The organism is Methylophaga sp. UBA2012, from assembly GCF_002335235.1.
GTDB lineage: Bacteria > Pseudomonadota > Gammaproteobacteria > Nitrosococcales > Methylophagaceae > Methylophaga > Methylophaga thalassica.
The window spans coordinates 160,115-174,630 of record NZ_DDCG01000009.1 but is presented as its reverse complement, the minus strand read 5'-3'; the positions used below and the strand labels follow the sequence as shown (position 1 = coordinate 174,630).

At 44.6% G+C, this 14,516-nt stretch carries 14 protein-coding genes; 9 read left to right on the top strand and 5 right to left on the bottom strand.

Going from position 1 to position 14,516, the window contains the following annotated elements; genetic code table 11:
- The first annotated feature begins 95 nt into the window (after positions 1-95).
- Genes B2248_RS07735 through B2248_RS07725 form a run of 3 tightly spaced genes read left to right on the top strand, consistent with a single transcriptional unit; the run spans position 96 to position 4,548 of the window.
- Positions 96-1,190, top strand: a complete 1,095-nt coding sequence (locus tag B2248_RS07735; protein WP_273180471.1) for an efflux RND transporter periplasmic adaptor subunit — start codon at positions 96-98, stop codon at positions 1,188-1,190.
- Positions 1,191-1,192: 2 nt separating this feature from the next.
- The gene (locus B2248_RS07730) at positions 1,193-4,255 is read left to right on the top strand and encodes an efflux RND transporter permease subunit (protein WP_273180469.1); all 3,063 of its coding nucleotides are present in this window, start codon (positions 1,193-1,195) and stop codon (positions 4,253-4,255) included.
- Entirely contained in the window at positions 4,252-4,548 is a 297-nt protein-coding gene (locus B2248_RS07725; protein ID WP_273180467.1) for a DUF3240 family protein, read from the top strand. The genes B2248_RS07730 and B2248_RS07725 overlap by 4 nt, the downstream gene beginning before the upstream one ends.
- On the opposite strand, the gene B2248_RS07720 is transcribed toward B2248_RS07725, so the two are convergent.
- Together B2248_RS07720 and B2248_RS07715 are read right to left on the bottom strand one after the other, a co-directional pair.
- Positions 4,538-5,209 (bottom strand): transglutaminase-like cysteine peptidase, encoded by a 672-nt coding sequence (locus B2248_RS07720; RefSeq protein WP_007145036.1) that lies wholly within the window; start codon positions 5,207-5,209, stop codon positions 4,538-4,540. The genes B2248_RS07725 and B2248_RS07720 overlap by 11 nt on opposite strands.
- Before the next feature lie 14 nt (positions 5,210-5,223).
- Complete coding sequence (locus B2248_RS07715) at positions 5,224-7,122, bottom strand: bifunctional diguanylate cyclase/phosphodiesterase (RefSeq protein WP_007145037.1); 1,899 nt, start codon at positions 7,120-7,122, stop codon at positions 5,224-5,226.
- 205 nt (positions 7,123-7,327) lie between these two features.
- On the opposite strand from B2248_RS07715, the gene B2248_RS07710 reads away from it, so the two are divergent.
- On the top strand, positions 7,328-8,251 hold the full coding sequence (locus B2248_RS07710; protein ID WP_273180465.1) for an AEC family transporter: 924 nt from the start codon (positions 7,328-7,330) through the stop codon (positions 8,249-8,251).
- Here B2248_RS07710 and B2248_RS07705 read toward each other — a convergent pair.
- Both B2248_RS07705 and B2248_RS07700 read right to left on the bottom strand, forming a co-directional pair.
- Positions 8,233-8,982: a competence/damage-inducible protein A gene (locus B2248_RS07705; RefSeq protein WP_273180463.1), complete on the bottom strand. Its 750-nt coding sequence runs from the start codon at positions 8,980-8,982 to the stop codon at positions 8,233-8,235. The genes B2248_RS07710 and B2248_RS07705 overlap by 19 nt on opposite strands.
- Positions 8,979-9,380, bottom strand: coding sequence for a group II truncated hemoglobin (locus B2248_RS07700; protein WP_007145040.1), 402 nt, complete (start codon positions 9,378-9,380; stop codon positions 8,979-8,981). The genes B2248_RS07705 and B2248_RS07700 overlap by 4 nt, the downstream gene beginning before the upstream one ends.
- 131 nt (positions 9,381-9,511) lie before the next feature.
- Here B2248_RS07700 and fae point away from each other — a divergent pair, with 131 nt between their 5' ends.
- The 5 genes from fae (at position 9,512) to B2248_RS07675 (ending at position 14,127) form a co-directional block, all read left to right on the top strand.
- Positions 9,512-10,060: a formaldehyde-activating enzyme gene (gene fae / locus B2248_RS07695; RefSeq protein ID WP_091714082.1), complete on the top strand. Its 549-nt coding sequence runs from the start codon at positions 9,512-9,514 to the stop codon at positions 10,058-10,060.
- A 120-nt stretch (positions 10,061-10,180) separates the two neighbouring features.
- Positions 10,181-10,714 (top strand): hypothetical protein, encoded by a 534-nt coding sequence (locus B2248_RS07690; protein ID WP_237701193.1) that lies wholly within the window; start codon positions 10,181-10,183, stop codon positions 10,712-10,714.
- A gap of 18 nt (positions 10,715-10,732) precedes the next feature.
- Positions 10,733-11,308, top strand: a complete 576-nt coding sequence (locus tag B2248_RS07685; RefSeq protein WP_273180459.1) for a LemA family protein — start codon at positions 10,733-10,735, stop codon at positions 11,306-11,308.
- Positions 11,309-12,220, top strand: a complete 912-nt coding sequence (locus B2248_RS07680; RefSeq protein WP_007145044.1) for a hypothetical protein — start codon at positions 11,309-11,311, stop codon at positions 12,218-12,220.
- Positions 12,217-14,127: an ATP-dependent DNA helicase gene (locus B2248_RS07675; protein WP_273180456.1), complete on the top strand. Its 1,911-nt coding sequence runs from the start codon at positions 12,217-12,219 to the stop codon at positions 14,125-14,127. Before B2248_RS07680 ends, B2248_RS07675 begins: the two co-directional genes overlap by 4 nt.
- 6 nt (positions 14,128-14,133) lie before the next feature.
- Here B2248_RS07675 and B2248_RS07670 read toward each other — a convergent pair whose 3' ends face one another.
- Complete coding sequence (locus B2248_RS07670) at positions 14,134-14,505, bottom strand: DUF2237 family protein (protein WP_272941592.1); 372 nt, start codon at positions 14,503-14,505, stop codon at positions 14,134-14,136.
- Positions 14,506-14,516 lie beyond the last annotated feature (11 nt).

Below are 14,516 nucleotides of genomic sequence, written 5' to 3'. Positions count from 1 at the left end.
TTGCCATCTGATACTCGTCTTACAAGCACTGGCTCTCGATGTATTTCCTTTGGTCTTTATGCTTTTTTCTCCACTCTTTTGTTTAGGAAAACATGATGTTGACTAATCTGTTACGCCCCTTATTGATCACTATTACACTCGGCTTATCCATCCCCGCTTATTCGCAAAGTTTGCAATTGGATAAAACCCAAATGGACAACCTTGGAGTGAGCTATCAAGCGGCGGTATCTGTTTCCGAAACAAAAAGTCATCATTATCCCGCCAAAGTGTCTGTTCCTAATGCGAATCGGCATATTGTTCATACCAGTCAGGAAGGCGTAGTCACGCAAATGTTAGTGGCTGAAGGCGATATTGTTAAGGCAGGTCAAGTGTTGACCACCGTTAATAGTCCGGCCTTGTTATCGTTACAGGCCCAGTATTTACAGGCTGAGGGGCTGCTCAATCAATTACTCACTGAAATGCAACGGGATAAGCAATTATTTAATGAGGGCATTATTGCCGAGCGCCGTTATCTTGATGCTAAAACGCGTTATCAACAGCAAAAAACCTTGGTTGATAGCCAAATAAAAACCTTGCAGTTAGCAGGAATGCCCTTAGATGCCATTAAAACATTAAAGCAACAACAAACCATGGACAGCCATTTACATGTTCGTGCGGTCAGTGAGGGGGTGGTCATGGCGCAAAATGCCGTGATTGGCCAACGCGTGATGGCATCTGATGTGTTGTATGAGGTGGCTGATTTATCAACATTATGGCTTGAAATCCATGTGCCACTGCTGGTCGCCAGTAACATCAATATTGGCTCAAAAGTGATGGTCTGTGACAGGGATATCTCAGCTGCTGTGATGACAGTAGGTAGGCAAGTTCATGATATTGATCAGGGGGTTTTAGTACGTGCTGAAACCTCTGAAAATACTAATTTGCTGACGCCTGGTGAATTTGTACAGGTTTGTTTTGTGCAAAATAACAACTCTGTGCTTTATGAGATTCCCTATAAAGCCATATTACGTGTCGAAGGCATAACCCATATCTTTTATTTTGATGGTCAATCTATCAGCCTGCGACCAGTACATATTGTTTCTCAATCAGAGAATAGTGTCACGGTATCAGATGCTTTTTTAAGTAACGGATATGTGATTGATGAAGGCGTGTCATCGCTGAAGTCTGCCTGGCAAGCTGAGGGGAAATAGACATGGATGGTCTGATTCGTTTTTCATTGACGCAGCGTCTGATGATGCTGATTCTGGTGGTTGTTCTGATTGGTTTTGGCTGGAAGGCCTTTAACGATACGCCGATCGATGCTTTTCCTGATGTCTCGACAACACAGGTAAAAATTATCCTCAAAGCACCGGGTATGACACCGGAAGAAGTGGAAAGCCGCATTACCGCCCTGGTCGAAGTTGAGATGCTGGGGATCCCCAAACAACGCATGTTACGGTCTGTAGTGAAATATGGCCTGACCGATATTACCGTGGACTTTGAAGAGGGCACGGATATCTATTGGGCACGTCAGCAAGTGGCTGAACGTTTATCAGCTATCAAAGATACCTTGCCTGCTGATATTCAGGGTGGCTTGGCACCGTTAACGACTCCGTTGGGTGAAATGTTCATGTTTACTGTGAACAGTCCCACGCTGGATTTGATGCAACGGCGTGAATTATTGGATTGGGTCATCAGGCCAGCCTTACGCAGTGTTGAAGGGGTGGCTGATGTCAATTCATTAGGCGGTTATGTCAAAACCTTTGAAATTATCCCGGATTTAGCCAAACTTGCCGCATTAAATATCAGCCTTGCTGATATCCAACAGGCATTGGAAAACAATAACCGTAACGATGGTGCGGGACGCATTGATGAAGGCGAAGAAGTGTTACTGGTTCGTGCTCAAGGTAGTCTGCAAAATCTGGACGATATAAAACGCCTGGTGGTGAAGTCCGATGCCGATGAACCTGTTTTACTCTCACAGGTCGCGGAATGCAGAATTGGCTCACTGACGCGTTATGGTGCAGTCAGTGCCAATGGACAGGGCGAAGCGGTACAAGGCTTGGTGTTGGGTTTACGCGGTGCGAATGCCAAAAAAGTCGTAGCCGGTATTGAAAAACGGCTCGCCGAATTACAAGCCTCCTTGCCAGATGATGTAAGCATCAATGTTTTTTATAACCGTGGTGAGCTAGTCGCAGATGCAATTCATGGTGTGAACAAAGCATTGATTGAAGCGGTGGTGCTGGTTCTGGTCTTTCTGCTGCTATTTCTGGGTGATCTCAGGGCGGCGATTGTGGTTGCACTGGTATTACCGCTTTCAGCCATGATCACTTTTATCATGATGCGACAGTTTGGTTTATCAGCCAACTTGATGAGTTTAGGTGGTTTAACCATTGCCATTGGTATGCTGGTTGATGCTGCGGTAGTCGTGGTTGAAAACATCGTGTCACAGTTAGCGGATAAATCACGTGCAGCGGTGCTGCCAAGACTGCATTTGATTTATCGTGCAGTAAAAAATGTCTCGGTGCCAGTTACCTCAGGCATCATTATTATCGTCATTGTTTTTCTGCCATTACTGACCTTACAGGGCCTGGAAGGCAAACTGTTTATTCCTGTGGCGTTGACCATTGTGTTTGCACTGGCTGGTTCCTTAGTTTTATCACTGACGGTGATTCCGGTGCTGGCCTCTTTTTTATTGAAACACGTGTCTCATGATGAGCCATTTTTACCCAGAGTATTAAAAAGGCTCTATGCGCCGGTATTAGCCTGGTCACTGGATCATACAAAAAGTGTGGTGATGATTGCGTTGTTATTACTCGCGTTTGCCGCTGTTTTATACACTCAAGTGGGTAAGGCCTTTATGCCAGTTATGGATGAGGGCGATTTGATTGTGCAATTAGAAAAACTGCCTTCAATTACCCTGGAACAATCGGTTGCTTTAGACAAGCGTGTGCAACAGGCATTATTAAAAAATGTGCCTGAAATCACCGGCGTAGTCGCCAGAACCGGTGCAGATGAACTCGGCCTGGATCCGATGGGCCTAAATGAAACGGATATGTTTTTAATCCTCAAGCCTCATGAGCAATGGCAGGTAACAACAAAAGAAGATCTAAAGCTAAAAATAAGGCAGGTTCTGGAGCAGTTTCCGGGGTTGAATTATGGCTTTACGCAGCCAATTGAAATGCGTGTGTCTGAAATGCTTACCGGCGTCAGAGGCGATCTGGCCATCAAAATATTTGGTGAAGATGGTGACACACTCAATGCGTTAGCTAAACGTGTTGTGCAAGTTGTGTCCAGTATTCGCGGTGCGGAAGATGTCATCACCAGTCAGAATGATGGTGCTCAGTATTATCAAATTGATCTGAATGCGTTAACGCTTGGCCGTCTCGGCTTAAGTGTTGAAGACATTCTGCCGCAACTACGAATGTTAATTCAGGGAAGTCAGGTAGGCACGATTTATCAGGGTGCCAGACGCTATCCACTGGTGATTCAAGGCGAACGCAGTTTACAGAAAGTGGTGAGCTTATTTGCCCATGCGAGATTGAACGTGGCGGGCAACAGACAGGTACAGATCTCGGATCTGGCCACTTTAAAACGGGTCGAAGGACCAGTATCTATTCGCAGAGAGCAAGGACAGCGAATGTCGGTGGTGGTGGCGAATGTGGCCGATCGTGATTTAGTCAGTTTTGTAGAAGAAGCTCAGGCCGCTGTGGCAAAAAATATCGATTTACCGAGCGGCTATCAGTTTTCCTGGGGTGGTCAGTTTGAAAACCAGCAGCGAGCCGCAAAACGCTTAATGGTGGTCATTCCTGTGGCTTTATCTTTAATTTTCTTATTATTGTTTTCCACTTTCCGATCTTTACGCCAAGCTACATTGGTGATGAGTAATGTGCCATTTGCCATGGTGGGCGGAATCACTGCACTTTGGCTGACGGGTGAATATTTATCTGTGCCAGCTTCTGTGGGGTTTATCGCTTTACTCGGCATTGCTGTATTAAATGGCGTGGTAATGGTGAGTTACTTTAATGAGCTGTTAGAAACAGGTATGGCAGTAGATGACGTGGTCAGAGAGGGCGCGATGCGCCGCTTAAGACCAGTGATGATGACAGCGACGATTGCGGCCTTTGGTCTTGTGCCTTTACTGTTCGCAAGCGGGCCGGGCTCAGAAATTCAGCGGCCGCTAGCTATTGTGGTGATTGGCGGTTTAGTTAGCGCCACTTTATTAACCCTGGTGTTACTGCCACTCTTGTTCAGACGATTTGGAGTCGCAAAATGAAATGTCTATTAGCTCTTATCGTAAAACCCTCGTTAGAAGCAGCATTAAGCGACTGGTTATTACTTCATCCGCAGATTGATGGCTTTACCTCGCAACTGGCCTCCGGTCATGGTGCTGGTCATGCGATGAGTATTAGCGAACAGGTAGAGGGGCAACGCAAACAAATGATTTACTGGTTAGAACTTGATGATGAACGAGTAAAAACGGTTCTTGATGGTTTATCGTCGAGTTTTGCTGGCGCCGAGATACATTATTGGCAGTTACCTCTCAGCGCCAGTGGCATTATTCGCTAGTAGCTTCTTCTGCTTGTTTTTGCATACGTTTTTCTAAGTCTTGCCATAAAGACAAACGCGAAGAGCCTCCGACACGCTGGCCTTCCCCACGTGATTTTGCCAGCCATAAACCGGTACCATTGAAGCTATAAACCGGGGTTAAGTCATTACGCTGAGTGGCTGGTTTGATGTCGGTGATTAAATTATCCAGTACTAACGGTACAGAGCGTTTTGTTTTGAAGTAGGTCAATACCATATGGGCTTGATTGAGTTCTTTCGCTTTAACATAAGTGATACGTAATTTATCTTCATCCACGCCTAATTCTTTTAGCGTGAAATATTTCGCGATCGAATAGTCTTCACAGTCACCACCCCCAATTGACAGCATTTCCAGTGGCGTAGCCCAATAGTCTTTTTTGTTCCAGAGGTCGATATCGTCGATAAACAACACATTGGTATTAAAAAACTGATTCACCAGCTCCAGTTTTTCCGCTTCAGGTAAGTCCTTATTTTCTGCCACCAGTTTTTGCCAGTCTTCAACACGCTTGCGGGCAAATTTATTATATTGCGCCTCAATCTTGTCCAATACGCGTGAACTGATATTGAGGTCGGCGACAAGCGGCAACGACAATAACAAAAATGTCAGTATCACCAATAATGACAAGGGGCGTTTTAACAGCATGGATAGCTCAGACTTTAACGACTGATACCGTAAATGCCAGCTTGTTTAACCGTATTAAAATCTTCATCCGCTGTCACTGCCTCAGCCAGTACTTTGATATCCAGCAAACGTGAGACTTCATGCATAATTTCCAGAAAGTCGGGTTTACTGGCGTTGCCACGAATATTTTGGGTCAGATCACGTGCCAGTCTGATGTAGTCAAGATGCAAATGACGCAACTCATCGACCGCAATAATATCTGCAGAGTAACGCTTTATCAGACTCTTAGCGCCCAATGACTTCACAAAACGACTGAAATTAGTGAAGGCTTTTAGGTTTTTGGTAGCGGCATAGGCCGAAACAGAAAAAGTCAGTAACTCAGCAGAAATAACTGACTGCTCGATGCGAGATTCCAACCACTTATGGAAACTGGCTGAATCGATAGAATCCATGGTCAGATTGATGCTGACAGGGCAGGTAATATGATCTTGTTCCATTTTGAGCAAGACTTTGTTCACAATGCAGCGGTCAACAGATTCTGCCAGACCAAACTCTTGTGCCATAGAGAAAAAAGTACCAACAGACAAGGTCTTACCGGCTTTATCTTTAACAAAACTAAAGGCTTCCTGCATCACTTTGACAGGCTTGGGACCATCGTAATTATAGGCTTCGGCGGTGAAATAGATTTCGGGTGTATCACGATTAATAGCATGGGTGATAACCGCTTTCCATTCTTGTTCAGATAAGGAACTGATCGAATCATCTTTAATGAAAAAGGCATTATGTCCAATAATACGGGCTTGTTCATAAGCTTCGATCAATGCCGGCATTAAGCGTTCAAACTCGCTGGTGCGGTCAAATTTCACTAAACCAAAGTGAACCAGATCTTCCACTTCATAATGCTCAGCCAACTCTGTCAGTGCTTGTTGCAGGTTTTTAGCAAATGACTGAATGAGATTGATATCAGATTCATCGTAAATAATCGCAAATTCAGCACCATAGAGCCGGTAGGCATGACCATTACCTGCCACCGCATTATTCAGAATACGAGCCATATCTTTCAGTAGCGTATCTGCCAGCTGATTACCTTTCTGTTTGCTGATGGCGGCCAGATCAAGAAATTTGATATAGCTGACATAACCTGTATGTCCGCTGGATAGGCGTCGTTTAACATCGGCGGTAAACGTGGCCTGGTTTAGCAATCGTGTCAGAGTGTCACGTTTAAGATTGTCATTGAGTGAGTCCAGCCGTTGATTGAGGCGAGTAATGGTATCGCCAATCTTGACTGACATGCTGTTCATGGATTGAGCGACCTGGCGGACTTCTCGCGTCCAGGGTAAACGATCAATGGTGGTAAATTGACCGGAAGAAATTTCGTTAGCCTGTTTTTGTATCGCTTTAAGCGGTTGTAGCGTAAACCGTAACACCAGCATTAATAAAGCAAAGGCACCGACAAAAATAATGGCTGAGTAAAGTAGGGTTTCTTTCGCTTGTTTATAGAGCTTCAAATAAGCATAAGCCGGGTTGCTGCTGACATACAATGTGCCGGAGATTGACCAGCCAGAGCTGATTTCAGATGAGGCCGTGGCGGATTTCATCGGCAACCAATTGATCAGCCATTGCGGTACACCTTCCATTTTGACCGGATTTTTTAAGCTGACCAGTGTTTTTCCATCAATGTCTTCCAGACGCATTTCTCGGTAGTAACCCATATCAAAAATCGCGTTCATCATCGTTTGTAATATCGGATCATTTTCATCTTCCATATGTGGACTAAGTGAAAGACCCAGCGATGTCGCGGTATCCTGCATATGTATTTCAGATTCTACTTCGAGATAGTCACGGATGCTGCCCATGCTGATCACAAAGCTTGCTGAAAAAACAATCAGAAAAAGTAAGCTGATTAGAATTAACAACTGCTTAGAAAGTGACATATTGATTTCCTTATTACGATGTTCAGGCCATTTAAGTAGTGCCTGATATATATCGGCTAACTTGATGGAATCTGATGAATTATCACCAAAACGCTAACAATACCCTGACCAAGGCATCACAGCAAGCGCCGTCATCACGGGCGATAATACTTTTGTTTCAGCAGGTAGATTGCTACGATCTACGTTTCATTTATAGGCGATACAGATGTTATTAGTGTTAGTGCAGATGGGCCTGCTTATTGCCTGTGGTTTTGCCTGGAAACAGTGGGCACCAAGACACATCCCAGCCCTGGCGCATCGCCGTGCCTTAACCGATCTGGTTTTCTTTATTTTGCTGCCAGCTCTGGTGCTTGATGTCATTTGGGGCGCGCCGATTGACGAGACCTCACTAAAAATTTCTCTCACAGCATTTTCTGGATTGCTGACAGCAGGCATTATCATGTGGTGTTTATTGCGGTTTATCAAAATCACACCCGAACAGAAAGGTGCGCTAATGCTGGCTGCCATCTTTCCGAACGTGACTTATCTTGGTTTACCTGTCACTAATCAGGTACTGGGGTCATGGAGTAATGCCATTGTGCTGCAATATGACTTGTTTGCCTGCACGCCAGCCTTGATGACCTTTGGCATTTTAATGGCTCATTATTATGGGGGTGCAGGCCAGCATAAAGTCCATCCATTAAAAGAGCTGACCAGAGTGCCACCTTTGTGGGCGGTTATCATCGCACTCTTATTAAACGTGCTGCATGTGCCGCGTCCTGAACTGATTCATCACACATTAAGCACATTATCAGGCGGTGTGGTGCCACTGATGTTGATTGCCTTGGGCATGAGCATTCGCTGGGACAGCTTGCGATTACGCTATCTGCCTTTGTTACTTCCTGTTGCTGTGATTACCTTGTTACTAGTGCCGATTGCCGTTTTTTTTACGGGCGGTTGGTTTGATCTACCTGCTGATATCGCGCTGGCCGTGGTGCTTTTGGCCGCAATGCCGACCATGGTGTTTGGTGTAGTGATCTGTGAACGTTACCAACTGGATAGTCCACTGTATGCTGCGGCAGTCACATTGACGACTTTATTAAGTGTGGTCACGCTGCCTTTATGGTTTCATTATTTACCCGGCGTATAGTCAGACCAGATAAAACCGGCTGCTTCAACCGCTGAAATCACATGTTGCATGGCTTTTTCAATCTGTTCAGCGTCACCACGCAAGCTGAACTCAATCTGAGGTTCAGCGCCGAGTTTAGGTAAGCTCGATAATTTTAACTGTGGATACTGGGCGACAATTTCATTCATTGTTGGCAGTAAATCTGACTCACGACCTTTAGTAATGGTAATGATTCTTTCAGATTTCGGACGTAAACCCTGCAAGTGTGGGTAATGTGTATCTAAAATCCATTCCAACATAGGCCATGACATTTCCGGAAACCCCGGCATAAAGTGATGGTTATCCAAGCTAAAGCCAGGCACGCGATTGATAGTATTGGGAATAATTCGGCTGCCTTCGGGTAAGTGGCCCATCAAAATACGATTAGGATAGGCATCTTCACCAAACTGACCTTCAATTGCTTTGACTGCATCAGGATGAGGTTTAATCTCAACGCCTTTCACCAAAGCAGCCGTCTGGCGGGTTCTATCATCCGGAGTCGCACCAATACCACCAAAACTGAACACCAGATCAGGACTGCTCATTGAAAAGCGTAAGGCCCGTTCCAGTTGTTGTGGATCGTCACCGACAATTAAGGTCCAACTAAGCTCTAATTCACGTTTGGCCAGAACGGATTGCAAATGAGCGAAATGCTTATCCTGACGCTTGCCACTCAGAATTTCATCACCAATAATTAGCGCGCCGATATTCATTGTTCAGTGGTCTCTGGACGATTGCGCATAAAATCAGCGGTTTGTACAAACGACGCCATGAGTTGCTCTGAAAATAACGGATCTAAATCCATCGATTTCAAAGCCTGCGCCATGCAATACAACCACTGATCACGCTCTTCTATACCAATAGAGAAGGGGAGATGCCGAGCTCTGAGTCTGGGATGACCGTATTTATCCGTATATAAGGAAGGGCCACCCAACCAGCCAGTGAGAAATAAATATAATTTTTCTTCACTGATGCTGATGTCTTTTGGGTGATAGTCGCGAATATGTTGTGTTTGGGGTGTCTCACACATAACCTCATAAAAGGTTTTGCATAATTGTCTAACACCGGCTTCGCCACCGATACGTTCGTAGGGAGTTGCTATTTCAGCCATGATCGAATTCAACAAAAAAAGAGTAGTTTAACCTTGTTGAACAAGACGATAAAGCCAATCAAGGTTGCGAGCTCGTGCCTAGACCGGGATAATTACTTCATCTTTTAGCAATCCAACAGGAGAATTATCCTATGAGCGATAGAATTGTCATGCGTACAGGTGAAGCACTAGTTGCCGGTGGCCCTGCTTTTACAGCGGCTGAGCCAGAAGTGGTTATCGGTGAATTAGACGGTCCATTTGGTACCGCATTTGCTAACCTGATGGGCGACCAGGTTCAAGGTCACTCACGCGTATTAGCGCTGATGAACACTGACATGCAAGTTAAACCTGCGACATTAATGGTCAGTAAAGTGACTGTTAAGAAAACGGCGTATACCAATATTTTGATGGGTACAGTTCAAGGCGCCATCGCTAATGGTGTATTAGATGCGGTTCGTAACGGCACTATTCCAAAAGAAAAAGCGAATGATTTAGGTATCATCGTTTCTGTTTGGTTGAACCCAAGCATCGTGACTGTTGAAGATTTAGATCACGAAGCTTTATTCAATATTCACCGCGAAGCGACTCGCCGTGCTATCGAAAAAGCCATGAATAACGAACCAAGCATCGATTATTTATTGGAAAATCAAGATAAATTGGTTCACAAATATTACCAAAAAGAACTTGATGCAAAAAAATAAAAACCGGAAAATCAATGAGTTAGCTGTGGTCTCTTCATAAGAGGAAATATTCACAGCCTCAAGTTTTAAACGGTCTGTCTATTTAACTGGACAGACCGTTTTTTTTGCCATGTATAATCGGTGGCAAATGAAAAAACATTCAAGGTAGATATGGACCTCTATTCCATTGATAAATTAATGCATGAAACCCGACAGCTCGCGGCCAAATACCGTGAGGCGACCGGAAGTACCTTACCTATTACGGGCGAGATTGCCCGTTTTGATGCTGCTCGAGCACTCAACCTTTCTCTGATTAATGATCCTAACAGTCCGATTGATGCGACGGGTAAAGAGGGTAGTCGTCAGGATAAACGCATTATTATCAAAGGGCGTGCGATTTTTGATAGCAGTAAAGCCAGCCCAAGAATTGGACAATTAAATCCAGAGCAGGATTGGGACCTCGCTGTGTTAGTGCTGTTTGATGAGCACTATGAAGTCGATGAAATCTATGAAGCAAGCCGCGAAGCTATCGCAGAAGCCTTAGATAATAAAAAAGACAGTAACCGAAAAAAACGCGGTGCCATGTCGATTGCACAGTTCAAAATTATCGGTGAACGGGTATGGACACGTGAAAATGGGTCGGAAACCGAAGTATGGGACAACCAGGACGACTAATTATTTGAGGGAAAATGGATGACTATTACCGGATTTATATTTTGGGCAGTTATTGTTGTTCTAATCGTCTATCTCATCATCATTTACAACAATCTAGTCACGTTGAAACACAATGTCAGTAAAGCCTGGTCAAACATTGATGTATTACTAAAACAACGTCACGATGAACTCCCCAAACTGGTTGAAACCTGCCGTCAATATATGCAGTACGAGCAGGACACTTTGGAAAAAGTCATGCAGGCACGTGCTTCAGTCGCCACTGCCCAACAAAATGGTGATATTTTAGCGTTAGGTTCTGCCGAAGGCGCCTTGAGAATGGGGCTTGGTAGTTTATTTGCTGTGGCAGAAGCCTATCCCGAACTGAAGGCAGATCAATCATTCCAGCATTTACAGGCACGGATTACAGGCTTGGAAAACAGCATTGCTGATCGCCGTGAATTTTATAATGAAAGCGTCAATATCAATAATGTCCGTATCGAGCAGTTTCCTGATGTTATCCTGGCGCGCTTTTTTGGTTTTAAATCGTTTACCTTGCTCGAATTTACATCTGAAGAACTTGTCGACCTGGACATCAAGAGCTTGTTTGAACGCTAAATGCAGGATTGGCTGGCCTCACTTTCTATTGAGATAAACAAGCTCACGGTTACTGAGTTTTATATTGCGGCGGCGGTCTTATCAGCGATAGTGATCGTATTGTTTTATCAGATGGTAAAACACTATCAATATGCCAGACTGATCGAAAACGTGCCAACGGCTAAAATCCGCTCAGCACCGCAAGGTTATGTTGAATTAATTGGTACGACTGGTTTGATGGAAGGGCCACCGATTATTTCGCCGATATCTGGGACAAGATGTGTCTGGTTTCGCTATACCATCGAAGAACAAGTCACTGAATATGAAGGAAAAGGGCGTATCAAGTCACGCTGGAAAGTTATCAAAACACACACGAGTGATGATATTTTCCTGTTAGATGACAGCTCGGATCAGTGCGTGATTGATCCGGATGATGCCAATGTCATCACCAAGCGAAAAAAACGCTGGTATAAACGAGATAGCTTTCCTGCTCGTCGCTATACCGAGTGGAGCATTCTGGAAGGGGAATATCTTTATGCGCTGGGCGAGTTTCAAACCGTAGCCAGCATTGAAGATTCGAGTTTAAAAAATATGATGACTTCCACATTAAAAGACTGGAAAAAAGATCCCAATGATCTTTTGCATCGATATGATACAAATCGAGATGGCCAACTTAGCCAGCAAGAATGGGAGCAAGCCAGAAAAGATGCCTATCAGCAGGCCAAAGCAAAAGTTGGTGCAATGGCACATGAAAAACCACTGAGCATACTTAAAGCTTCCACACATAAAGACCAGCCATATATTTTATCCACTGAGCCTGAAGCAAACTTGATAAACCAGCATAAAAGAGTCGCTTATGCCTGTGGACTTAGTTTTTTTGTCGTGGGTATCTGTCTGGTGTGGATGATAAATCAACGAATAGGGATAGCATGATCGAACGCATTGATGAACTATTTGCAGATAATGGTTTGTTATCAAAACACATTTCAGGATACACCAGCAGAACCCAACAGTTGGAGATGGCACGGCAAGTCGGTGATGCGCTAACGCATGGCGATATTCTCATCGCTGAAGCCGGCACCGGCACAGGTAAGACCTTTGCCTACCTTGCACCAGCGATGCTTTCAGGACAGAAAGTGTTTATCTCAACGGGCACAAAAAACTTACAAGACCAATTATTTAACAAAGACTTACCGAAACTTCGTGAAGTACTTTCTGTTCCGTTAAAAACTGCTTTATTAAAAGGTCGAAGTAACTATCTATGCCATCACCGTCTTGGTCTGGCTGAGTCTGAACCCGGTCAGCAATACCATCAACATACCCTGCAAACCTTACGAGAATGGAGCGGTAAAACGACTACTGGGGATTTAAGTGAAACCGATTTATTAGACGAAAACTCCCCGCTATGGCCGAAAGTCACCTCAACTGTTGATAACTGTCTTGGTCAGCAATGCCCACAATACGACGAATGTTTTATTGTTGAAGCCAGACGCAAAGCCCAGGAAGCGGATATAGTAGTCGTTAACCACCACTTACTGATGTCGGATATGGCACTGAAATCGTCGGGGCAGGGCGAGGTCTTACCTGATGCCGATGCATATATTATTGATGAAGCCCATCAACTTCCGGCAATTGCCAGTCAATTCCTCGGACATCGAGTCAGCAGTCATCAAATTCAAGAGTTAAGTCGCGACAGCATTCGTGAAATGGAAGCTGAAGCTACCGATATGAACGATATTCGCATTGCGGCAGAACAACTGGATAATCGCTTACACCAATTTAATCTGTCCCTGGGCGAGCATGAGCAACGTGTTCCCTGGCAGCCTGTGTTAGAGAAGTCTCAAGATATTATAGAAAAGCTTAATATCTTATTGGAATCATTAGAAAAACTGGAAATTCAACTTGATTCTGCAGCCGAGCGGGGCAGAGGCCTGGAACAGTGTCACCAACGTTGTCAGGATTTGATCGAACGTTTGTCTTTATTTCAGCAAAACGAACAAACAGAACTGGTATTGTGGCTTGATAACCGTAGCTCGAGTTTTATTTTGCATGCTACACCACAAGAAGTTAGTCAGTATTTTCAAAGCTGGATAAAAGATAAACCGCAGGCCTGGATATTCACTTCAGCCACACTCACTGTGGCAGGCAAGTTTAATAACTTCACACATCAGTTAGGTTTGGAAGATCCGATAACTGCCAGCTGGCAAAGTCCCTTTGATTATGGCAAACAAAGCTTACTTTATATGCCCACCATTCCGGTTGAGCCTTCACACCCGAACTACAATAGTCATGTTGCTGAAGTGGCGAAATCGGTGATTGAACACAGCCAGGGACGCATCTTTTTATTATTCACCAGCTACAAAGCCATGCATGAAGTTGCTGAGGCCTTGAAAGAATCTGATTATCCGGTGCTGGTACAAGGCTCAGGCGCCAAAACCCAGTTACTAGAAGAATTTCGCAGTCATGGCAATGCTATTTTGCTTGGCACCAATAGCTTCTGGGAAGGCGTGGACGTGCGGGGTGAAGCGCTGTCCTGTGTGTTAATTGATAAAATTCCCTTTGCTTCACCTGGTGATCCCGTGTTGGAAGCCCGTATTAATGACTTAAAAGAGCGGGGCGGTAACCCTTTTCGAACGATCCAAATCCCGGCTGCCGTTATTCAGTTGAAACAAGGGATTGGCCGCCTGATTCGTGATACCCATGATTCCGGGGTATTGGTACTCTGCGATCCCCGCTTTTTAAGTAAACCTTACGGTAAAGTGTTTATGCGTAGTTTACCGCCCATGCCAATAAGCCAGAATATTGAAGATGTAGAAAGGTTTTTTGCCAGCCATACGTAATACGGACTAATTTAGATCTGCCGCATATTCTTTTAATACTTCGAGCGGAATCACTTCAGTCGCGCGTTGGTGCGTGGCAGCCAGATAGATTTTTGGTGCCATATCGTGCTCATAGGCTTCCAACCAGCGTTGTGCACATAAACACCAGCGATCGCCTGGTTTCAAACCAGGAAAACCAAATTCTTTCACCGGCGTGGTTAAATCATTACCACGGAAACGTGAATATTCCAGAAATGCCTGACTAACTTGCACACAAACCGTGTGCTGACCGTAGTCAGCATCACTGGTATTACAACAACCATCACGGTAAAAGCCCGTGAGAGGTTCTTCACTACAACTTTCTAACTTTTCACCAAAGACATTCAAAGACTCATCAATATCCATCTAGC